Raw genomic sequence first — 21,900 nt, 5'->3', positions numbered from 1 at the left:
ACTTAACCTATCACTACAGGAATGAGGTTTACCATATCAAGGAAAAAATCCATCATGGTTTGTACCAGCCAATGGCCTAAAAACATCAGTGCAAACAAGGTCACTAAAAGACGAGGTAAAAAACTTAAGGTTTGTTCGTTAATAGAGGTGGCCGCTTGAAACACCGCCACAATTAAACCAATGAATAAACCGGGCAAAATAATCGCCGACACAATCAGTACAATGACCGACAATGCTTCTCTAAAGATATCAATCAGCGATTCTGGAGACATAAATAGGCTGCCTTATATTCCAAAACTATTGGCTAATGTGCCCATCACTAGGCCCCAACCATCAACGAGAACAAACAACATAATTTTAAAAGGCAGCGATACGATCATCGGTGACAACATCATCATACCCATGGCCATCAAAATACTGGCGACCACTAAGTCGAGCACTAAAAACGGCACAAACAACATAAAACCAATCTGAAAGGCAGTTTTTAGTTCACTGGTAATAAATGCGGGGATCACCACGCTCATAGGCGCTTGCTCTGGTGACTGAATATCTTTGTAGCCAGAAATTTCAATAAAGGTTTGTAAGTCTGTGGTGCGAACTTGTGACAACATAAAGGTTTTAATCGGCTCTTTGCCGACATCATACGCCTGGGTTAAGGTCATGGTTTCATTCACATAGGGTTCAACCGCTTCAACATAAATTTTATCGAATACCGGCGCCATGATAAAAAACGTCATAAACAAACTAATGCCAATCAACACTTGATTTGATGGGGTTTGTTGCAAACCTAATGCTTGCCTTAATATCGACAATACCACAATGATACGCGTAAACGATGTCAGCATAATCACCATCGCAGGGATAAAGCTCATCGCCGTCATCAGCAACAAAATTTGTAGTGTTACTGAATACTCTGTAGCACCGTCTGCACCTGTGGTCACGGTAACTGCGGGTAAAATGCCATCTTGTGCGAACGCGTCAGGTGTCATAAACAAGCCGACTAATGCCATAATGGCCATTAGCACCATACCGGTGTATTTATTCATTATTGCTGTTCCTTGGCTTGTTTCAAACGGCTGGCAAAAGACGTTACAGGGACGTCAACTGCAGTGTCTAATTTATCGATGAGATTAATACTTTGCGGAGTAACACCAAGAAGATATTGCTGGCCATTGACGTCAATGAGCACCACTTTTTCACGTTGACCTATAGGCGTTACTGCCAGCGTTTTAATTACGCCACCATTTGATGGCACAAGATTTAAACGTTTTACAATGTAGGCTAAGACAAAAATGACCGCCAGTACCACAATTAATCCACCCACCATATTGGCAAGCGTTGCAGTATTTGAGACTTCAGAGGTGCGAGTGAGTACAGCGGTAGTTGCAGAGTTTGCCGCGTTAGGCACTTCGGCATCGGTCAATGCTTGGGCCATCACACTGAGCATTGAAATCATATTTGCCACGGTCATTCCTTGTGTTGTGAACCTTTAGCAAAACCTGTACGAGGCCGGTTTTGCTTATCAAGATTATTTAAGCTTTTTAATGCGTTCTGTTTGGCTGATTACATCGGTTAAACGGATGCCAAATTTATCGTTAACAACAACCACTTCACCGTGCGCAATTAACGTACCATTTACCATCACATCAAGCGGCTCACCGGCAACACGATCAAGTTCAACCACTGAGCCCTGGTTTAATTGCAATAAGTTACGAATGCTAATAAAGCTACGGCCCACTTCCATTGAAATGGTCACCGGAATATCAAGGATCGAATCCAGTTTAGCAGCTTCTTCTTTAGTGATTGGCTTAGAATCGTCAACTAACTCATCGAGCTCAACCTGTTGTGCTTCTTCTAGCGCCTGCTCAGCCATTGCTGCAGCCCAATCGTCACCAGTATCTTCTGTACTCATTTATATCACCTTATAAATCTGAAATTTCACGAGCCTTACCTTTACGCGTAACCAGTTGGAGTTCTGATTTGACCGTTTCTGGTCGAGCTATTTTCTCGCTAATTTTTAATGCTAAATTATCGCGTGACTTACCGAGTTTACAGCGATAAGTCGGCAAGTCTTCAATACGCATCATAATATGTTCAGGCAAGTCGATAGGAATAATATCTCCGGCTTTAAACCCCATCACATCGCGTAATGTCACTTCGTGTTCAACGATATTGGCATCAAAGCCAACCTGTACGTCCATAATTTCATCACGAAGCGCTTGCGACCAACGCATGTCGGTATCTTGCTTGTCACTTTGCACACCCGCATCTAATAGTTCACGGATAGGCTCAATCATTGAATACGGCATGGTAATATGAAAATCACCACCACCACCGTCAACTTCAATGTGGAATGAGTTAATCACCACCACTTCCGTCGGGCTGACAATGTTAGCCATCGCTGGGTTCACTTCAGAGTCAAGATATTCAAACTCAACATCCATTACTGGCGCCCACGCATCTTTGTAATCTTCAAAAATGATTTTTAACAACAACTGAACAATACGACGCTCTGTTGGGGTAAATTCACGGCCTTCAATTTTGGCATGAAAACGCCCATCACCACCAAAGAAATTATCAACCAAAATAAACACTAAACGTGCTTCCATAGTGATAAGCGCGGTTCCTTTTAACGGGCTAAAACGCACCATATTTAAACTAGTAGGTACAAATAACGTGTGTACGTATTCGCCAAACTTTAGCATTTGTACGCCATTAATCGACACTTCAGCCGCACGGCGCATCATATTAAACATGCTTATTCGAAGATGGCGTGCAAAGCGCTCGTTAACGATTTCAAGCGTGGGCATACGGCCACGTACAATTCGGTCTTGAGACGAGAAATCATAAGAGCGAGCATCTTCGCTACTCTCCTCAATATCGTCCTCATCAACGTCGTCTACTCCATGAAGTAGCGCATCGATTTCATCTTGGCTTAATAAATCACTCACATCGTAGCCTTAGCAGTTAATGCATTTGGTTATTGCATCACAAAACCAGTAAAAAGGACTTTTTCAACCACGTTTTTGCCTGTTATTGGTTGCAGCGTATTTTGCACATTAAGTAATGCTAATTGACGTAGCTCATCTTTACCGGCCTGGGTACTGAGCTTCTGCACATCGGCGCCACTAAATGTGGTTAGCAATGCATCTTCAATTAAAGGAATATGTTTCTGGGTTAGAATGCTATCATCATCACCGCGCACCATGAGCTGCACTTTAATTTCAACTAACCGCGCACGGTCAACGCCAGGTAAATTGAATAAAAAGGGCCGTGGCATACCAACATAATTTGCCTGGGCAGAAACTACAGGTGCTGCATCTGCCTGAGTCGCTTCAGCACCATCGGTAACAGGTGCAGGTTCATCAGAACCCATAAAAAACCAGGCGCCACCAGCAGCTAATAAAATCACAACCAAACCTATGCCACCAAATAACACTAGCTTGTTCTTCTTTTTTCCGCCGGCAGCTGTGTCTTCTAACTCTAATTCTTGTTCAGCCATAATGGTCCCCAATCAACAATGTGATTAACTTGATGACGAGCTCAATAACCCATTGTTATTAAAAAGTCATATGATGTGTATAGGTTACCTGCTTAAGCATAATAATCTATAGCAGAATGTAAACTCCTTGATGTATTTGTCATCAAGCTGGCCTCTTGTGCTGCTATTTCGTCCAATTGACTGTCAGATGTCTGGCCTTGATGATCAGATGACTCTTGTTGCTGCTCTCTCCCCCCACCGCCTTGCGATACCTGGCTGTCGGTCAGTTGTAAGCCTTCACTGGCCAGCATGTCACGCAAACGTGGAATGGCTTGCTCAACAAGATCGCGAGTTTGCGATTGGGCAACATGAAATTGCACTTGAGTTTGATCACCCTGAATTTGTATTTTTACCGTTAAATGGCCTAACTCTGGTGGGTCGAGACGAATTTCAGCTTGCTGAATGCCATTACTCACCATGGTGATTAACTGTTGCTTCATAACAGGAGAAAACTTTTGGATCATCTCCTGCATTTGATTACCCGCTTCAGCTTGCGGCCTTAACGAAAGTTGAAATTGCGGTACTTCACTCTTATGTACTGGCGTAAAACTGCTTTGATTTTGTAACGACTTAGTGTCAACGTCACTGACATCAGCAAACATATCAAGCCCGTTGGTGGCGGAATTAACGTTTACACTAGACTCATTAGCACGCTTACCGGCAACCGAATCTAACACCACCGAAAACTCAGCTTTTTCTAAGGTTTTGACTTCAGCGGCAACAGGTTGAATATTACCATCAATCCGCGCTTTATCGCCTAAAATAGCCTTAGGGTCTGCTAATGAGTCGGGCAAAGTCGCTCCACTTCCACTGCTAGAAACCCCTTGTTGTGATGCCATGGTTGCGGCAAACGAAATGTGTTCCGAGTCATCTAGAGCTATTTCTGCTATCGTTAAAATCGACTCATCAACCACCGGAAGCTGTAAATTAAAATCGTTGATTAATGCACTTAACTGCCCATGATCTAAAGCTTGAAGTTCTTGAGCGGATAAATCACTAAATGACATTAAACTGCTGAGCTCTTGCTCACTTAGTTGAGCAACGGTTTCCTCTGACGAAGTTAATTGCTCAGCAAGACTGATGCGGTTTGTCAAAAACTCGCCTTCGAACTCTATAGAGTCAAGATCTAGTGAATTAACATTAAATGATTTATCTGCAGTGTTAATCTCAGTTAACTCATCAAAGATCGGCCCAATTTGAGCATTCCGACCAATGTACTCTCCGCTCTTATCGACATACGGCAATTCATTTCCGCCATGAGGATTACGCTTACCCAAAGTATCGGCCATCGTCAGCTGGGCAAAAATCATATCCGCATCTGAATTTTCATCAGAAAGTTGTTCAGCTGTTTTGTTGAGTTCGTTTTCAATATCGGCATCATATATTGGTGCTTCGATATTTGAATCAACGGTTTTAACGCTAGCATTTTTTACTGCTGTACTTGATTCGCTCGCCTGATTAAAAGTAGATAAGAATGACGTATTTTCAACATCTTGCACGTTACCTTTCGAACCCACATCGGCAGATTTACTGCTATTGCTAAGTAAGATATTGCTCATCTGCTGCATAATCGGCTCCACTTAAATCAAATCAAGTTTGGTGAAATATCATCACGAAAAGGGTCAGTATCAAACACGATATGCAATGCTACATTGGTATATTGATAGCCCTACAGCAACCAGTATGGACTTTTAACATCCACTCAGTACTGTCACTTCGCTGACGATGTGTTTTCCTATAAACAGAATCAAGCAATTTAAGTGCCACTTGTTTCAAAACACTAAAGTTAAACATTGAGGTTAAAAATTGAAGTGAAGATACTCATGATAACAGCGAAGGTAACGCTAAGCAGAAGGGCTAGCCCGCTAAGAGCCTAATGTGGCTACCTCAAATAGACAACAAAACCATACTAGATCTTATGACTATTTCATTTTCTGACGAAAATATTGTTGCATCGCAAACTCATCAGACATTTTTTGTTCGCGTTTTGACTCAGCTATTTGCTCTTTGGTGGCTTTTTTAGCCAACAACATTTCAACCGCTTTACGCTTTTGTTGAGTCTCTTGCCAATGTTGTTGGCGATAACCCACTTGTTTTTCACCGTCTTTAACCACGGCCATTTGTTGCAAAATAGCCTGATCGACCTGGCGGATAAATTGATGGAACTGATGGTACTGATTAGCGCGTAATGTGGTGCCGGTGTGGCCTTCCATTTGTTTCATATAATCTAAGCGGTAATTATTTAACGCATCAAGCTGCCCCTGGCGTTTTTGGCGTTCAAATTGAGCGGCTTTTAATTGCAAGGCGGCTTTCTCTTCTGCGGCAACAGCTAATTTAAGCACGGTGACTAACGGATCGGTTTTAGCCATGGATTAGCCCTGGCACTGCGCGGCAATTTGCGTCAGCATGAGTTTACTGTCATCAAAGCTTACAGGTTCTTTAAAGCCCTGACGTAAAAAAGCATTCATTGCAGGCTGTAAACGAATGGCATTATCAATGCGCGGATCGCTGCCTTGTGAATACGCGCCGATAGAAATCAAATCACGATTTTGCTGATATAACGAATACATTTGTTTAACACGGCGCATGGCTTCTAGATGCTCACCACTGATCACCATTGGCGCCACACGACTAATAGAGGCTTCAACATCAATGGCCGGGTAATGCCCAGAGTCTGCCAGTTGACGAGACAACACCACGTGGCCGTCTAAAATGGCACGAGAGGCATCGGCAATGGGATCTTGCTGATCATCACCTTCAGTAAGCACAGTATAAAATGCGGTAATAGAGCCTTGACCAGGACCACCATTACCCGCGCGCTCTACAAGTCTGGGTAATTTTGCAAACACCGATGGCGGATAGCCTTTAGTAGCTGGCGGTTCACCCACCGCTAACGCAACTTCACGTTGAGCCTGGGCATAACGGGTTAAACTGTCCATCAGCAATAACACGTCATAGCCTAAATCACGAAAATACTCGGCGATACGCGTCGAGGTTTCACAGGCACGTAAGCGCATTAACGGCGAGGTATCAGCGGGAGCCGCTACCACGACAGAACGCGCTCGACCTTCCTCACCTAAAATCTCTTCAATAAACTCTTTAACTTCTCGGCCACGTTCGCCCACCAGCCCAACCACAATAATGTCGGCAGTAGAACCGCGAGTCATCATGCCAAGCAGCACACTCTTACCTACACCAGAGCCGGCAAACAAGCCCATACGTTGACCTTTACCGACGGTAAGCATCGAGTTAATGGCTCTTACGCCAACATCTAAAGGCTCGGTAATGGCTCGTCGAGATAAAGGGTTAATATTAGGGCCATGGCGAGCCGCTTGTTGGTCAGTATTTAATGGCCCTAACCCATCTAATGGTGCGCCACTGCCATCGAGTACTCGTCCGAGTAATGATAAGCCCACATTTAAACTAGATTGTTCGCCTAAAGGTCTTACTCGAGCACCAGGCAACACGCCGCGTAACTCTTCAATTGGCATTAAATACAGTAGCTTGTCATCAAAACCAACCACTTCTGCCACTAACTCACCGACCATGGTTTCAATTGAACATAAACTGCCTACAGGCGCACGACATCCAGTGGCTTCAAGGGTTAACCCGACAACACGCACTAATTGACCGCTGGCCACAGGGCGCAATGGCGACACTTTTTTGTGATGAGCGCTAAATTTATTCAGCAACTGTTGTTGACGATCGCTCATCCATTGTCCTTGGCAGTATCAACGTTAGCAGTATCTGGTGTTATCGCGTCTTGTGGTGATGGCTCATTTACATTTTGTTGTTGATTAATGGCAGGCGATAAAGCCGCTTTCGCATGGCTATCTTCTATACGATCGATTTGTGACGAGTCAGTTAGTGAAGTGTCTGCTTTCGGAGTATAGCTTTGGGTATGAACATCACTATCCGCAGCTTGATCAACTGATGATGTACTCTCATCGTCAGCCTGGTTATTTTCAACCTGAGCCGTTTCAACAACGTTATCAGAATCTTCGACCTGCTTGATAGATGCTTGCGTAAAAGCCGCTAAATCATCAACTTCAGATGATTGATAATTAGGAGTGGTTGCTTTTAACTGTTGGGCATTTTTTGTGAGTTGGTTTGCTTGAGCCTCAAGCTCAGTAAACACTTGCTCAATACGTTGTTCCACCCGCAAGTCGACTGAAGAGCGCACACTTTCAATCACACAATCACCATTTGATAATGTCGGGTCAATGTCAATTTGCCATTGGTTTTGTTGCAGCTGTTCTGGTGGATAGCTTTGCGACACAAGGTCGGCATCGTGCTGAGTTAAGCGCAGTTTAACTCTTTGCTCTTTTAACGGTAGCGCGTCAACCCCCTGACGAAGTGCTGACAAAATATGCTCAGGATGAGTTTTTAATTCATGGCCAATCACCGACCTAGCTAAGCTCATTGTTAGCGCCAGTAATTCTGCTTCAATCTCAGCGTCTAAAACCGATAACGGCTGTTCAAACTGATTCACAAGCTGGCGAAGTTGCTCAACTAATTGATTAACGGCTACTTGCCCAGCTTCAAGGCCCTGTTGTTCACCTTGAGTAAAACCTTCACTGTGGCCTTGCTCCAGGCCTTCTAAACGACCTTGCTCTAACCCTTGTTGATAACCGTCTTGCTTGCCCTGCTCAAAGCCTTCTTGTTCCGCCGCCGCGCGAATATCTTCAATTTGCGCCATGGTTGGCGGAGCCATTGATTTTTCGGCAGCCATGGGTTTAGCCTGGTAAGGCTGAGACGACTTACCAAACATATTAGAGGGATCTTGGCTTTTATCTCGCGTGATATCAGGAAGCTGCCAATGACTGAATTCAACTTCATCATCGACACTGAGGACATTTTTAGACGATTTAGATTCAGGCATAATCAATCACTTGTATTGTTAGTAAATTAGCTATCGGTAATAACGGCACTCAAACGATCGATTATAAGAACTCGTCGCCACCGCCACCGCCCAGCATAATTTCACCACTGTCGCTTAAGCGACGCGCAATAGACAGAATTTCTTTTTGAGCCACTTCCACTTCGCTGATGCGAATTGGGCCCATGGCTTCAAGATCGTCACGCAATAATTCTGCAGCACGTTTAGACATATTGCCAAGGATTTTCTCTTTTAAGGCTTCATCAGCGCCTTTAAGTGCCTTCATTAACACATCTTGCTGCACTTCACGTAACAAGGCTTGAATACCTCGATCATCAACATCAATCAAGTTTTCAAACACAAACATCATATCTTGAATTTGCTGCGCCATCTCTTCATCAGACTCACGCATGGTTTCCATAATCTGGCTTTCTACGCCGGTATCGAGGTAGTTCATAATGTTTGCAGCTGCTTTTAAGCCGCCCATCTTCGCCGCTTGTGCGCCACCTTGACCCGCAAATTGTTTCTCCATAATGTCATTCAACTCTTGCAACGCTGCTGGCTGAACTTCTTCAAGATTGGCAATACGCATCATTAAATCTAAACGAGTGTTTTCAGGGAACTGGCTAAAAATTTCAGCCGCTTGATCGGGTTCTAAATAAGACAACACAATGGTTTGAATTTGCGGATGTTCGTTTTGAATAATGGTCGCCACCTGGCGAGCGTCCATCCACTTTAACGAGTCCAGCCCTTTAGCACCGCTGCCCATAATGATTTGTTCAATCAAATTACCGGCTTTGTCTTCGCCTAATGCTGCGGTTAGTGCTTTGCGGACAAACTCTTCGCTGTTAAAACCAATTGATGAGAATTTTTGAATATCATCTAAAAATAACTTGTGCACACCAATGACTTTTTCTTGACCAAAGTCATCCATAGCGGCCATCGCCATACCCACTTTTTGCACCTGCTTAGGCTCTAAGTGTTTTAAAATTGACGCGGCATCGGCTTCGCTTAAGCTGAGTAGCAAAATAGCGGTTTTTTCAACACCAGTCAGAGACTCAGGGTCAAATGCAGTCGGTTTTGCCTTTTCTTTTTCTTTTTCATTAGCCATTGTCTTGTAACCAATTCTTAACTACTTGAGTGGAAAGCTCAGGCTCATTGGCCACGAGTGCTCTAATTGCTTTAATCATATCATCATCTTTATGCAAATTAGGTATATGAATTGAACCATCATCTGCATAACTGTATTCCGCCTCTTTGGTATTTAGCATACCTAGGGTGTCTGCGGCATATTGATCTTCAATTTCAGCTAATTCATGACCAGGGCGAGTATCTGCTGGCATGTCAGTACCTTGTGGATTAGTAAGCTTTTTCAGCATTGGGCGAACCACAGCTAAAAACAACACTAAAATCAATAACGCACCTAACCCTAATCTAATGGCGCGCCAAAACCAGGGTTGCTCCCACATATCAGGTTCTGGTAGCGCTTCAATTAACTGATCCATAAAGGGCACGGTAACCACTTCAAGCGCATCACCGCGTTGAGTGCTAAAGCCAACAGCACCTTCAAGCAATCGACGAATATTCGTTAACTCTTCTTCGGTGCGAGGCACTCGAGACACCTGGCCATTTTCATCAACTTGACCGGGTTTAAAATCAATGGCTACCGACACACTCACCCGGCGCACTACACCAATTTGTTGGCGAGTGTGGCTAATCGTAGTGTCTAACTCATAGTTACGGGTCGCTTCTTTGGACATATCGCCAGAGGTGGTTGAGCTCGAGGCTTCACCCGCCACTTGAGGAATGTCAGCTTCCATAGGCGGTTGATTACTCAAGGCCCCAGGAATACCGCCAGAACTTTGACCCGACGAGTTACGCTCAATGGTCATTTCGCTGCGAATAGCCGGTAAATCAGGTGAAAAACGCTTAGCAGTTTGTTCTACCGCAGTGAAGTCCATGTTGACATCCACTTGCGAGGTAAAGTTCTCAGGACCAAGAATAGGCATTAAAATCGATTCAATTTTACGACGGTATTCCGCTTCTTTTTGTTGTACCAGTTCAAGTTCGCGGCGCGCTCTAGCTGAGGTACCGTCCTGGCTGCCTGAATTTAATAAGCGGCCATTTGAATCGGTGACGGTGACGCGTGATGGCTCAAGGCCTTGTACAGCAGAACCAACAATATCAACAATCGCGTCAATTTCTTCCTGGCCTAACCCGCCACGGCGCACGTTAACCACAACGGTGGCACTTGGCTTTGATGCATTGCGGGCAAAAACGTTTTCTTTTGGTAGGGCTAAAATCACTTTCGCGCGGCTAATGCTTTTAAGCTCTTCAATAGCGCGGGCCAGGTTTAATTCCTGGCTGTGCTTTAAACGCGCTTGCTCCATACGTTGGCTCACACCAAAACCACTGTCCTGACTTAAATAATCATTGCTTTGGGTGCTGCTTTCAATGCCTGCGCGGCTTAGGAGTAATTTTACTTCTTGATATTTGTCTTCTGGTACTTTGACCACATCAACATTAATTTGATAATCAATTTGGCTTTTATCCAGTACATCAAGTACCTGGATCATTTCAGCCGTTTCCATTTTACCCAATGGACGATATTCCGGCTCTTGCGCCCACATCATCACAAAAACAGCCAGTGCAAGACACACAGCCAAAGCCAAAATCATGATCACCTGGCGCATCATGTCAGCCCCGCCGACGTTGCCCATTAGCCCAGACTTGTTCTCCTGCTGGACACCGGCGTCAACTGTTGAATCTGAACCTACCATTATGTCTGTGCTCACAATATGTACCTGCTATATGTCTGATGTTTGGGATTACCTAGCGCTTAAAACCGACAGCGGCTAAACAGGCATACTCATGATTTCTTTATACGCTTCAACTAACTTGTTACGCACTTGTACGGTGGCTTCAAATGCCACACCGGCTTTTTCACGCGCAATAACGGTGTCAGACAAGCTCACAGTTGTGTCACCCATGTCTAAACGTGAAGCTAAACTCGATGATGTTTGTTGCAGTCCATTCACGCTGCCGACCGCTTGCGATAACAGCTGGCTAAAATCAGCGCCAGTGGTGTTATTCACTTGCTGAGTCAAATTAGGGGCAATTGATGAACCAATAGAAGGGGCTATTTCGCCACGAAGCGATTGCATTTCTTGTAATAATGGATTGGCGCTAATCTGCATGGTGTCACTCCCTTTCGTCGACTTTTTGACGACAACAATAATCTTATAAGGAGTTAAAGCAATATAGATGCCAAGATGTAAAACAGATGGGAGAATACCAATAAAAACAACTTACCTGCACTCATGAAGGTAAGTTGAATTCAATTTAAATACTTTATAGTCAGATAGCTATAGATTTAAAAACAACATTACGCGGGTAATTGAATACCCATATCGCGCATTTTTGCCATCTTATAACGTAATGTACGCGCACTGATCCCGAGTTTTTCAGCGACCATTTTCCGACTCCCCTGACATTGATTCAGGGTTTCTAAAATAATCACGTGCTCTTGCGCTTTAAGCTCATCACCTAACCCTTCAACATCAGCAGACTTATCAATATCGAGGTTATCGTTAGATAATAGATTCACGTCTGCGGAATCAATAATGATGTCGTTGACGCCAATTTCATCATTTACGCGTAAAATCAGCGCACGTTGAATGACATTATCGAGTTCGCGCACGTTACCCGGCCAACGATAAGTTAATAAACGTCGGGTAGCAGCATCATCAAGCTTAGGGACTGACGTCATATTTAAGGCTTTAGCATGCTTAGCCAGTAAATGGCGCGCCAGCGGTAAAATATCTGCAGGGCGTTGATGTAATGCTGGCCAGGTTAACGGAAACACGTTAATACGATAGTATAAATCTTCTCTAAACTCGCCAGACGTTGCCATAGCTTTAAGATCGCGGTTTGAGGTTGCTAGTACCCGCACGTCCAACTTAATGGTTTTACGGCCACCTAAACGCTCCACTTCGCGCTCTTGCAATACACGCAATAACTTGGCTTGTAAGCCCAGCTCCATTTCCGATATTTCATCGAGTAATAGTGTGCCGCCCTGGGCCTGTTCAAATTTACCCGGGCATGCTTGATACGCGCCGGTAAACGCGCCTTTTTCGTAACCAAAGAGCGTGGCTTCGAGCATGTTTTCAGGTATAGCCGCACAATTAATTGCAATAAACGGCTGTCCATTACGCTGGCTGTGTTGATGAATATATCGCGCTAACACTTCTTTGCCTGAGCCACTTGGGCCCATAATCATCACCGAGGCTTCAGACACTGCAACCCGTTGAGCAAGTGCTAATAGTGCTAAACTTTTATCATCGGCTACCACAGGTTTATCGTGATGTTGCTTTAACGGCAAATAACGAGACACTTGATTGAGTAGCACTTCGGGCGCAAAGGGTTTGGCGAGGTAATCGACCGCACCTAACTTCATCGCACTAACCGCGCTGTCAATCGTGGCGTAAGCCGTCATTAACAATACCGGTAATTTAGGTTGGTGCTGCTGTAAATAACCGAGCAAACCCATGCCGCCAATGCCGTCCATTTGCACGTCACTGATCACCATATCAAACTGGTTGGCTTTTAAGGCAATAATCGCTTCTTCAGCACTGCCAACATCAACGCACTCATAGTGAGCTAACAATAAGGTGTCGAGTAATGCCTCGCGTAAATCTGCATCATCTTCAACTAATAGAATATGAGCTTCAGCCATGTGTCACCTCCTGATGATGTGCTTGTTTAGCGTGCGGAAAAATCAATCGAATATGGCAACCCATTCCGGGTTTGCACGATAACTGGATCTGTCCGCCATGATTGCGTACCACAGACTGAACTACCGCTAACCCAAGGCCTGTGCCCTGACTTTTAGTGGTAAAAAACGGCTCAAGCACTTGCTTTTGCATGGCAGGGTCTAACCCTTTACCATTATCAATCACATCTAATAATAGTCCGTCTTTGGTTTCACTGGCAGACACTTTAATTTTAGTCGCGCCTGCTTCAAGGCTGTTCATCACCAGATTGTTCACCGCAGAGCTCAACGCATTGGCATTGGCTAACATACTTGAATGCGAAGTGTCTTGTGCTTCTAACTGACACTGTTTTTTGTCTGCTATAGGCTCACAGTTAGCCATCACTTGAGTGATAATGTCATCCATAGTGACCGACTCAGCCATGCTGTCCTGACGACCTCTGGCCATCAGTAACATGTCATTAACTTGACGCTCTAATTCGTTTAAGCGGTCAACCAACTTAGATTGAAACTTGCTTCGCGCTGCATCGGTTAACTTTGGGCTAGCCAAATTTGAGGCATACAACAACGCCGCCGACAAAGGCGTACGCACTTGATGCGCCAGAGTCGCAACCATTTTGCCTAAAGACGACAAACGTTGTAAATGAGATAAATTCTTTTGTAGTAAACGGGTTTCAGTTAAATCTGTGATAACGATTAACTGCCCAGGTTCTGGTGCTAACGGCGTAATCGCCAATTTAACACGACGACCATTTTTTAAAGACACTTCATGGCCGTCATCGTCTTGCGGCGCAAATGCGCGGTGAATAATGTCAAACCAGCGCGCCCCTTGTAGCGGACGGCCTAATAGTTCGGTGGCCACAGGGTTTGCTAGCGTCACTACGCCATCACCATCAATAATCACCACGCCTGATGGCATAGCCTGAAGAATATGCGCCATTTGATTAGACATATTGGCAGCCTTACTTGAATAATCGCTTACAACCGGCGTAAATACCGGTGCTTTCGCATGCGTAATACTTTGACGGATAGCACTCTCACTCGGCCGGTAGTCGACATGAGCCTCAGCATAAGCCGCTGCATAAGGTGTTGCTGTGAGCGGAGTGGCAATAAGCGGGGAGGCAGAAAGCTGTGTGGCAAAGGGCGATGCTGTCATCGGCAACTCAACCTCCGCTCCACGCGGATTTGATAACACTCGAGCTGAATACATGGCCACTCCGTCAAAAGAATTACATTTGAACTGGTGGATGCATTAAGTGTGCCAAGGCGAGGATCTAGGGGCTAGGAACTCGCAGGCTCGCCTGAGGGCGGACTTCGTCCTGCTAGGGTCTAGGTGCTAGTGCTAGGAAATGGGGGCTAAAATCTAAACCAACAGAAACACCTGGATCCCCGATAAAAACACTCGAGGATGACGTGCGTGGGTAGTCAACATCTGTTTGCTAGGTTCTAAGTCTAAGTCCTAAGTAATGGGAGCAAAAATCTAAGCCAACAGAAACACCTGGATCCCCGATAAAAGCATTCGAGGATGACGTGCGTGGGTAGTCAACATCTGGGGGCTAGGTTCTAGGTGCTAGGTGCTAGGAAATGGGAGCTAAAATCTAAGTCAATAGAAACACCTGGATCCCCGATTAAAACACTCGAGGATGACGTGCGTGGGTAGTCAACATCTGAGGGCTAGGTTCTAGGTGCTAGGGCGGACTTCGTCCTGCTAGATTCTAGGTGATAAGCAACACCTGGATCCCCGATTAAAGCATTCGGGGATGACGTGCGTGGGTAGTCAACATCTGGGGGCTAGGGGCTAGGTTCTAGGTGATAAGCAACACCTGGATCCCCGATAAAAGCATTCGAGGATGACGTGCGGGTGGTGCTAGTTCTAGAAGCAAAAAACACATCTGTGGATGTGTTTTTAGATTGAATAGCTAATGACGAATCAAAGCAATAATCAGCTAAATGTTATTCTTTGCTCATGCCGTATTTACGCATTTTTTCAACGAGGGTGGTACGGCGAATACCGAGCATTTCTGCGGCGCGGGCGACGACATTGTCTTGTTGCTCTAATGCCTGGCGGATCATGTCGATTTCAAGCTCAGCCAGTAGGTCTTTAAGGTTGACCCCTTCAGGCGGTAATTCGCTCGGGAATCGGGTTTCAGGAATATCTACAGGCTCTTCATCGCTGAATATCGATGCGAGTGCATCGCGTTCGAGTTGCTCTTCGCTAATTTCAACGCAGTATTCGGGTACATCAATGTAACGGTATTTATGCGGTAAATCATTGACATCAACTAGGCCGCCTGGATACAGAATGGTTAACCGTTCAATCAAGTTAGACAATTCACGGACGTTACCAGACCAGTTATGTTCTTTTAACGACTCAATGGCGCGTTGGGTAAAACGTACTTTACCACGGCCTTCATTAAATACGCGATTCACTAACTCGTGTAATAACAAGGGTACGTCGTCACGGCGTTCGCTTAAGGCTGGCATTTCGATTGGGAATACATTGAGGCGGTAGTATAAATCTTCACGGAATTCATTTTCGGTGATCATGGTTTCTAAATCACGATGGGTTGCCGCCACAATACGCACATCGGTTGCAATGGTTTTACTGCCACCAACACGCTCAAACACCCGCTCTTGCAATACTCGTAATAGCTTAACTTGCATTTGCAGCGGCATGTCGCCAATTTCATCTAAAAACAGTGTGCCGCCTTCGGCGAGCTCAAAGCGGCCTTTACGGGCAGATATCGCGCCAGTGAACGAGCCTTTTTCATGGCCAAACAATTCGCTTTCAAGCAGTTCTGGCGGAATAGCACCACAGTTAACCGGAATAAAGGGGCCATCGCGGCGCTCAGACAAATAATGAATATTACGCGCCACCACTTCTTTACCGGTACCCGACTGGCCCAATACCAGCACTGTGGCATCAGAGCCAGATACCTGATTAATTAAATGTCTTACGTTGGCAATACCTTCGCTGCGGCCGACTAGGCTGCGGAATAATTTGGTTTGATTACCACTGGTTAAGGTGTGTTCTCGTTTGGCCTGGCCAAAAACCTGACAAAAATGCAATAACTCGGTTAATTGCGGGTAATTTACCGGCTCTTCTATTTGCCCCAGCACATTAGACAAATGCACCTCAGACTCGCCAAGCAACAATATAGGTTGCCAGGGCGCTATCGCGGCAATATTTTTGATGCTCTCTGCGCTGATGTTGTCATTAACAATCACTACGGCACGAAAACGCGATTGCTCAATTAACGGCAATAAAGATTGATGAGAGACGATTTCGCACTGCTCCCCCAGGAATTCGAAAATGCAGCACAAACGAGTCACGCGCTCTGATGGGGTACCGACAATTAACATTCTTTGTTCTATTTGCATCATTCAGAAGGCCAAAAGCTCTTGTTATAGGTTTTATCAGGGATGATTATGCCGCAAAAAACAGCCACATAAACCAAAATACATTGTATCAAAAATAGTAGCAAAAAAGTCGCCAAAAAACTGACCACTTTACAATATTCTATCATTACAGCTTAATTGGCTCGTTAATCTGCAATTTTAGCAGCAAGAAAAATGAGTTTACTCATAAATATTGTATTATCAGCGTGGCATAAGCAAGCAACAGTTACATATTATCTACATCAAGGCACAATTTTAATGAAAATGCTGATTTTTCAGTCTAAAAATACCGCGTAAACTCAATTAATCATCTTTGCGCCTATATAAGTAACTAAAATGAGTCACTGATATGAACTGCTTAAATGAACAACTGATACAAAGTCATTATTTTTGGCCCAATAGCAAAAAAGACGCAAAGCGTCTTTTTTAGTTTACATAGCCTGAGCTCGGGTTAAGGGATGAATTATACTATTTAAAATCAAAATGTTACCCACCGTCACTTTCAAGCTTGTCATTTGTTCAGCTAACAAGGCGAATTGACACACCAATAGCTAGCCTATTGTAAGTCGATTCAACGCAGTTAGCAGAGCAAAGGTCTGTTTGAAAGGCGTTTATTACCCCGAGCTCAGGTTACATACAGTATGCTGTAACGTTTAGCTTGCCTCAGAGGTCAAGTGATGTTGATCTTGTGGGATTGCATCCCAACCTTCTTTAATGGTTTTTAAAATCGACACCACATCATCAATCGCTTGTGGGTCATTATTGACGTTAGCTTCCGTCATTCTACGCAGCATGTAATCGTATAACTGAGTCAAATTTCCGGCCACATCGGCACCGGCGTCCATGTTTAAACTGCCGTTTAAGCCATTAACAATGCCGATAGCCTTACCAATCAATACTCCACGATTGGCAATGTCACCTTTGTCCATTGCAAGTTTTGCCTGAGCTAAACGCTCTAAGGCACCCGCTAATAACATTTGAATAATACGATGTGGGGTTGCTACAGCCATGTTGCTGTCAACAGAAACCTTACGATATGATTGCATTGAACCGCGCATAATTACACCTACCTATTTGAATCTATTGCTTTATATACATTAATTTGGCGTTTTGTGGTATTGCCTGTCTGCAACAAGGCTTGTCTAAAATCCATGATTTTGCGACTTCGCTTGATAAATGTCTGGGTCAAATCAAACTGTTGCTCGAGCACTTCTCGGTCAGTAAAATTTGTATCAGACACTAGGGCATGCAATAACTTTTGACGCGTCTCAATCAGAGCTTGCAATTCTGATACCATATCTGAAACAGTTTCGTCTTCAACTTTAGATTTCTCAATTTTATCAATAACAAACATTAGCTTATTATTAATATCATTAAGTTGAGTGATTGAGTTTGTCAAAAAAACCTCTTATCCAACATGCTAGTTTATCTGTAAGTGATATGAGTATTTAACACCTACACTCTTTATTCATTGAGTTAATCAACACACTTTCCGTTAAATGCATAACAACTAACGCTTGCGCTAAAAAATGCTGGTTACACTAGTTGTTATTGACTAGGCCAGGTAATGAATCTAAGCGTGACTGTAAATCGCTAGAGGTGCTATTTAAACTCGCCACAATTAAATCCATGGCGTTGTATTGGGCATATAAACGATCGCTATAGGCAGACATGCGAGTCGCTAAAGCCTCACGGCTATCGGTTAAACGACTTAATTGATCATCAAGTGAACTATCACGGCTATCCATCACGCCGCCAGATTTAACATAACCGTCCATTAACGATGACATTCTGCTGGCAAGGCCTGTATCTTCAGTGCTAAACATTTCAGCAATAGCACCTGTGTCACTGGCAATGGCTGCGGTTAACTTGGTTGAGTCAACCTCTAGCAAACCTGCTGTGGTAGTAGTAATACCCAGGTTAGCTAACATTTTATTACCGTCGGATGTGCTGTACTGGCTAGATAACATATTACGCATCTGGCTTTGAATGCTGCGCGGTAATGAGTCGCCTTGTAAAATCCCTGCTTGCTCTGTGTCAGCATCATAACTGCTTAAATCTTTAATGGTAGTCATGACGCTATTGTAAGCGGTCACAAAACCTTCAATGGCGGTTTTGGTTTTTGCGGTGTCTTTACTTACTGTTAACGTGGTGGCTTTATCAATATCAGCAGCGGTTAATGTTAACGTTACTCCGGTAATTCCTTCTTCGATGGTGTTTTCTTGCGACACCACTTTTACGCCATCAATATACACAATGGCATTTTGCGCAGGAGTCACTTCGGTCATGGTAAAAGTATCTACTAAGCCGGTATTACCGTCAGTATCGGTTGCAGTCACACTAATAGTGCTGTCTAAACCAGTGGTTTTAGAACCTAATACTAATTGTGGTCCTAACTCGCCATTAATAATGGTGGCGGTAACATCATCGTTATCATCTGAACTGTTAATCTTGTTCATGATTTCAGTTAAGGTGTCGGTGGCTTCTACATCAATATTAAAACTGTTACTGCCAACCGCTATGGATAATGAGCCTGTACCTATGGTGCTGGTATTATCAGCTACTACTGCAGTGCTAACTTTTTGGCTTTGGGCTAATTGCTCCACTTTAACTTGATAACTGCCCGAAACCGCAGTTTCATCTACTGTTGCGCTGAGATAATCTTTAGTTGATACCGCAACCTTTTGGCTACCAAAGGTATCAGCCTCCATTAAAGTGGCAAGTTTAGTATTAAACTCAGACATCGCGCTTTTAAGCGCACCGATACCAGAAATAGTTGCAGTAATGGTGCCTTCATTAGCATCAAACTGGGCAATTTTACCGGCACTTTCGGCATCAACCAATGCGGTCACAATACCGCTGATATCAATGCCTGAGCCAATTCCAACTGATGTTAATGCCATAATACCCTCTGCTTACAATATACGGTTATCGATACAACTCATTGGTGCCGCAATAATCTAAACGGCTGTAACAAAAATCACATTGTTATTTAAAGTAAATATTTACTTTAAATATTTACTTTAAAAACTACACTTCGGTTTTCATCAACAACCCAGTCACTTCGTTTAACTTTTTAGCGATTTCTAAAGCCTCTTCATTAGGCATTTGCCTAATCAGTTCACCAGTAGTGACATCAATCACTTTGACTACCTGAATGCCTAAGTCTTCATCCACTTTAAAGGCTAAGCCTTTTTGCATCATACTCATACTTTCGGTAATGTCATTGACTGCTTTATTAAGCTCTTCGGCATCGACTCGAGTCGTCGCATTCACTTGCTCTGTGGTGCGGACACTGTCGGCGGTTTTTTGAACACCGTCACTCGATGCTGCTGCATTTTCCACATTCGACTGGCCGTTTAGCTGGCTGCCCACAGGTCTCTCGAACTGCCTGTTAACTGAGTTGGCTAAGCCTTCTTTATGCAAATTACTGTTCGATGCTGTTACATTCACATCCATGATACACCTCAACTGACCTTATTAAACAAAGCAAATTTCACACCAGTTTACTGCTATCGCCTTAGGATTGATGCACTCAATCAAATTAATTGGGATAAATATTTACTTTGTTGGCTTTTTAAAACATAAAAGGGAGTATCGCAAGCGATCCTCCCTATCTGTTACCTTAACTTAGTCGATCACTATTATAGTAGTGAAAGCGCAGTCTGAGGGATCTGGTTAGCCTGGGCTAACATCGCAGAAGAGGTCTGAGACAAAATCTGCTGCTTAGTTAACTGCGCGGTTTCAGAAGCAAAGTCCACATCTTGAATACGACTACGTGCATCGGTTACGTTAGACTGAATGTTACTTAAGTTGCTAATAGTAAAGTTCATGCGGTTTTGTACCGCACCTAAATCTGCTCGCTGACTGTCAATGCCCGCAATCGCTGCATCAATAACTGCTAGGGCATTTTGTGCACCATCTGCAGTACCAATATCAATACTATCAACGTCATCCAAAGTTGAACCTTGAACGGTTATTGCAGTTGCAAAAGTAGCGCTTGCGGCCGTGGTGCTGAAAGATTTTAGAGACGTTAATTCAACGCTTCCCATTGCACGAATAGAATCCGTAGCAGCGCCTCCAGTTAATACAACTGCGGAGCCATTCTCTACACCGTCAGTACCTACAGAAGTAAAATCAACGGTCTTAGTTGTTCCTGTATTATTGAAATCCCCGATAGCGATATCATCACCATCTTTATCTAACAAAATCAAAGCACCATTATCATCAATTGACGCAGTTACACCTGTCGTATCAGATTTATCATTTATTGCTGTGGCAAGTGATGTCAGATCTGTTTTATCCGAAATAGTTGCTGATACTGCAGTTCCATTAATTGCCATTGAGACCTGACCAGGATCGCCTAGATTATCAATTTTAAGCTGTGTTTTTGCAGTTGCCTTAACATCTGTGGATGCACTTTCACCGTTCACTTGCGCTGCAACAGCTTTTGCTGTGGCTGCAGAGGCGACTGTAACAGACTTAGTTTCTGTGCCAGAGATAGTTAAAATGCCACCACCATTGACACTAGCAGCAGCAGTAGTATCTGCCGCAGCAGCTGTTAAATAACCAAAACCAGTTGAAGCACCTTCTAGAGTGTTTTTGTTTTGCCCGATTGCATTAGCTGACACATCACCCAACGTCAGGCTTATCGTTTCATTGGCGTTTGAACCAACTTGGAACGCTTTCGTACCAAAGTCGCCGTCTAACAACTTTTGATTACCAAACGATGTAGTCTCAGCAATACGAGTCAATTCCGTTTGTAAAGAAGATATTTCTTTTTGCATTGAAGCACGATCTTCTGCAGAGTTAGAGCCGTTTGCTGATTGCAAAGATAAATCACGCATACGTTGCAAAATGTTAGTCGACTCGCTCATTGCACCTTCGGCAGTCTGTGCAACAGATATACCATCATTAGCGTTACGCATTGCAACGCCAATACCATTAATTTGGCTGGTTAAGCGGTTCGAAATCTGTAAACCTGCAGCATCATCTTTTGCACTATTAATGCGTAAACCTGAAGATAAGCGTTCCATAGATGTTTGCAGACCACTGTTAGCACTATTTAAGTTACTTTGTGCTTTCATTGATGTGACGTTGGTGTTTACTGAAATAGCCATAATTAATGCCCTCTACCTAACTTGAATAGTGCCTGTCAGTCTTGTCAGGCAAAGTTTATTTTCTACATACACTGTAACGGCGCGGTAGAAAAAACCTTTAGGGCAAATTTAAGCTATTTTAAATAAATTGTTCAATAATCTAAAAATCTATTATAAATCAATAAACAAAAAGCAGGCCATATAGCCTGCT

21 protein-coding genes are annotated in these 21,900 nt (G+C 43.9%); all 21 read right to left on the bottom strand.

Annotated features, from left to right (window positions below):
• Nucleotides 1-2: 2 nt before the first annotated feature.
• On the bottom strand, nt 3-272 hold the full coding sequence (gene fliQ / locus GQA99_RS14040; protein ID WP_160054623.1) for a flagellar biosynthesis protein FliQ: 270 nt from the start codon (nt 270-272) through the stop codon (nt 3-5).
• A 12-nt stretch (nt 273-284) separates the two neighbouring features.
• The gene (fliP, locus tag GQA99_RS14035) at nt 285-1,028 is read right to left on the bottom strand and encodes a flagellar type III secretion system pore protein FliP (protein WP_189386239.1); all 744 of its coding nucleotides are present in this window, start codon (nt 1,026-1,028) and stop codon (nt 285-287) included.
• Between the two features lie 17 nt (nt 1,029-1,045).
• On the bottom strand, nt 1,046-1,456 hold the full coding sequence (fliO, locus tag GQA99_RS14030; RefSeq protein WP_160054715.1) for a flagellar biosynthetic protein FliO: 411 nt from the start codon (nt 1,454-1,456) through the stop codon (nt 1,046-1,048).
• A gap of 72 nt (nt 1,457-1,528) precedes the next feature.
• Nucleotides 1,529-1,912 carry a flagellar motor switch protein FliN gene (gene fliN, locus GQA99_RS14025; protein WP_160054621.1) on the bottom strand — a complete coding sequence of 128 codons (384 nt, stop codon included), beginning with the start codon at nt 1,910-1,912 and terminating at the stop codon, nt 1,529-1,531.
• Nucleotides 1,913-1,922: 10 nt separating this feature from the next.
• The gene (gene fliM / locus GQA99_RS14020) at nt 1,923-2,951 is read right to left on the bottom strand and encodes a flagellar motor switch protein FliM (RefSeq protein WP_160054619.1); all 1,029 of its coding nucleotides are present in this window, start codon (nt 2,949-2,951) and stop codon (nt 1,923-1,925) included.
• A 29-nt stretch (nt 2,952-2,980) separates the two neighbouring features.
• The gene (gene fliL, locus GQA99_RS14015) at nt 2,981-3,502 is read right to left on the bottom strand and encodes a flagellar basal body-associated protein FliL (protein WP_160054617.1); all 522 of its coding nucleotides are present in this window, start codon (nt 3,500-3,502) and stop codon (nt 2,981-2,983) included.
• A gap of 92 nt (nt 3,503-3,594) precedes the next feature.
• Nucleotides 3,595-5,109 (bottom strand): flagellar hook-length control protein FliK, encoded by a 1,515-nt coding sequence (locus GQA99_RS14010; protein ID WP_160054615.1) that lies wholly within the window; start codon nt 5,107-5,109, stop codon nt 3,595-3,597.
• A 354-nt stretch (nt 5,110-5,463) separates the two neighbouring features.
• A complete protein-coding gene (fliJ, locus tag GQA99_RS14005; RefSeq protein WP_160054613.1) occupies nt 5,464-5,910 on the bottom strand; it encodes a flagellar export protein FliJ in 447 nt (148 codons plus the stop codon).
• A gap of 3 nt (nt 5,911-5,913) precedes the next feature.
• The gene (fliI, locus tag GQA99_RS14000) at nt 5,914-7,254 is read right to left on the bottom strand and encodes a flagellar protein export ATPase FliI (protein ID WP_160054611.1); all 1,341 of its coding nucleotides are present in this window, start codon (nt 7,252-7,254) and stop codon (nt 5,914-5,916) included.
• Entirely contained in the window at nt 7,251-8,423 is a 1,173-nt protein-coding gene (gene fliH / locus GQA99_RS13995) for a flagellar assembly protein FliH (protein ID WP_160054609.1), read from the bottom strand. Before fliH ends, fliI begins: the two co-directional genes overlap by 4 nt.
• A 61-nt stretch (nt 8,424-8,484) precedes the next feature.
• Nucleotides 8,485-9,531, bottom strand: coding sequence for a flagellar motor switch protein FliG (gene fliG, locus GQA99_RS13990; protein ID WP_160054607.1), 1,047 nt, complete (start codon nt 9,529-9,531; stop codon nt 8,485-8,487).
• Nucleotides 9,524-11,203, bottom strand: coding sequence for a flagellar basal-body MS-ring/collar protein FliF (fliF, locus tag GQA99_RS13985; protein ID WP_170293546.1), 1,680 nt, complete (start codon nt 11,201-11,203; stop codon nt 9,524-9,526). The genes fliG and fliF overlap by 8 nt, the downstream gene beginning before the upstream one ends.
• 72 nt (nt 11,204-11,275) lie before the next feature.
• Nucleotides 11,276-11,617: a flagellar hook-basal body complex protein FliE gene (fliE, locus tag GQA99_RS13980; protein WP_160054603.1), complete on the bottom strand. Its 342-nt coding sequence runs from the start codon at nt 11,615-11,617 to the stop codon at nt 11,276-11,278.
• A 188-nt stretch (nt 11,618-11,805) separates the two neighbouring features.
• Nucleotides 11,806-13,155 carry a sigma-54-dependent transcriptional regulator gene (locus GQA99_RS13975; RefSeq protein ID WP_160054601.1) on the bottom strand — a complete coding sequence of 450 codons (1,350 nt, stop codon included), beginning with the start codon at nt 13,153-13,155 and terminating at the stop codon, nt 11,806-11,808.
• Nucleotides 13,148-14,401 (bottom strand): sensor histidine kinase, encoded by a 1,254-nt coding sequence (locus GQA99_RS13970; RefSeq protein ID WP_229785929.1) that lies wholly within the window; start codon nt 14,399-14,401, stop codon nt 13,148-13,150. Before GQA99_RS13970 ends, GQA99_RS13975 begins: the two co-directional genes overlap by 8 nt.
• Before the next feature lie 743 nt (nt 14,402-15,144).
• Nucleotides 15,145-16,575, bottom strand: coding sequence for a sigma-54 interaction domain-containing protein (locus GQA99_RS13965; RefSeq protein WP_160054599.1), 1,431 nt, complete (start codon nt 16,573-16,575; stop codon nt 15,145-15,147).
• A 668-nt stretch (nt 16,576-17,243) separates the two neighbouring features.
• On the bottom strand, nt 17,244-17,648 hold the full coding sequence (fliS, locus tag GQA99_RS13960) for a flagellar export chaperone FliS (protein WP_160054597.1): 405 nt from the start codon (nt 17,646-17,648) through the stop codon (nt 17,244-17,246).
• Between the two features lie 8 nt (nt 17,649-17,656).
• Complete coding sequence (locus GQA99_RS13955) at nt 17,657-17,989, bottom strand: flagella biosynthesis chaperone for FliD, FliT (protein WP_229785928.1); 333 nt, start codon at nt 17,987-17,989, stop codon at nt 17,657-17,659.
• A 142-nt stretch (nt 17,990-18,131) separates the two neighbouring features.
• Entirely contained in the window at nt 18,132-19,493 is a 1,362-nt protein-coding gene (gene fliD, locus GQA99_RS13950; protein WP_160054595.1) for a flagellar filament capping protein FliD, read from the bottom strand.
• 127 nt (nt 19,494-19,620) lie between these two features.
• Complete coding sequence (locus tag GQA99_RS13945; protein WP_160054593.1) at nt 19,621-20,049, bottom strand: flagellar protein FlaG; 429 nt, start codon at nt 20,047-20,049, stop codon at nt 19,621-19,623.
• 185 nt (nt 20,050-20,234) lie between these two features.
• Entirely contained in the window at nt 20,235-21,710 is a 1,476-nt protein-coding gene (locus GQA99_RS13940) for a flagellin (RefSeq protein WP_160054591.1), read from the bottom strand.
• Between the last annotated feature and the right edge of the window lie 190 nt (nt 21,711-21,900).

It is taken from the genome of Shewanella litoralis (assembly GCF_009828585.1).
In the GTDB taxonomy this organism is placed as follows: domain Bacteria; phylum Pseudomonadota; class Gammaproteobacteria; order Enterobacterales; family Shewanellaceae; genus Shewanella; species Shewanella litoralis.
This window is presented reverse-complemented; position numbering and strand designations above follow the sequence as displayed.

Bases quoted from the DNA above. Each gene is read 5' to 3' on its own strand.
- fliQ (WP_160054623.1), bottom strand. From the start codon at position 272: ATGTCTCCAGAATCGCTGATTGATATCTTTAGAGAAGCATTGTCGGTC.
- fliP (WP_189386239.1), bottom strand. From the start codon at position 1,028: ATGGTGCTAATGGCCATTATGGCATTAGTCGGCTTGTTTATGACACCT.
- fliO (WP_160054715.1), bottom strand. From the start codon at position 1,456: ATGATTTCAATGCTCAGTGTGATGGCCCAAGCATTGACCGATGCCGAA.
- fliN (WP_160054621.1), bottom strand. From the start codon at position 1,912: ATGAGTACAGAAGATACTGGTGACGATTGGGCTGCAGCAATGGCTGAG.
- fliL (WP_160054617.1), bottom strand. From the start codon at position 3,502: ATGGCTGAACAAGAATTAGAGTTAGAAGACACAGCTGCCGGCGGAAAA.
- GQA99_RS14010 (WP_160054615.1), bottom strand. From the start codon at position 5,109: ATGCAGCAGATGAGCAATATCTTACTTAGCAATAGCAGTAAATCTGCC.
- fliJ (WP_160054613.1), bottom strand. From the start codon at position 5,910: ATGGCTAAAACCGATCCGTTAGTCACCGTGCTTAAATTAGCTGTTGCC.
- fliI (WP_160054611.1), bottom strand. From the start codon at position 7,254: ATGAGCGATCGTCAACAACAGTTGCTGAATAAATTTAGCGCTCATCAC.
- fliH (WP_160054609.1), bottom strand. From the start codon at position 8,423: ATGCCTGAATCTAAATCGTCTAAAAATGTCCTCAGTGTCGATGATGAA.
- fliG (WP_160054607.1), bottom strand. From the start codon at position 9,531: ATGGCTAATGAAAAAGAAAAAGAAAAGGCAAAACCGACTGCATTTGAC.
- fliE (WP_160054603.1), bottom strand. From the start codon at position 11,617: ATGCAGATTAGCGCCAATCCATTATTACAAGAAATGCAATCGCTTCGT.
- GQA99_RS13975 (WP_160054601.1), bottom strand. From the start codon at position 13,155: ATGGCTGAAGCTCATATTCTATTAGTTGAAGATGATGCAGATTTACGC.
- GQA99_RS13970 (WP_229785929.1), bottom strand. From the start codon at position 14,401: ATGTATTCAGCTCGAGTGTTATCAAATCCGCGTGGAGCGGAGGTTGAG.
- GQA99_RS13965 (WP_160054599.1), bottom strand. From the start codon at position 16,575: ATGATGCAAATAGAACAAAGAATGTTAATTGTCGGTACCCCATCAGAG.
- fliS (WP_160054597.1), bottom strand. From the start codon at position 17,648: ATGCGCGGTTCAATGCAATCATATCGTAAGGTTTCTGTTGACAGCAAC.
- fliD (WP_160054595.1), bottom strand. From the start codon at position 19,493: ATGGCATTAACATCAGTTGGAATTGGCTCAGGCATTGATATCAGCGGT.
- GQA99_RS13945 (WP_160054593.1), bottom strand. From the start codon at position 20,049: ATGGATGTGAATGTAACAGCATCGAACAGTAATTTGCATAAAGAAGGC.
- GQA99_RS13940 (WP_160054591.1), bottom strand. From the start codon at position 21,710: ATGGCTATTTCAGTAAACACCAACGTCACATCAATGAAAGCACAAAGT.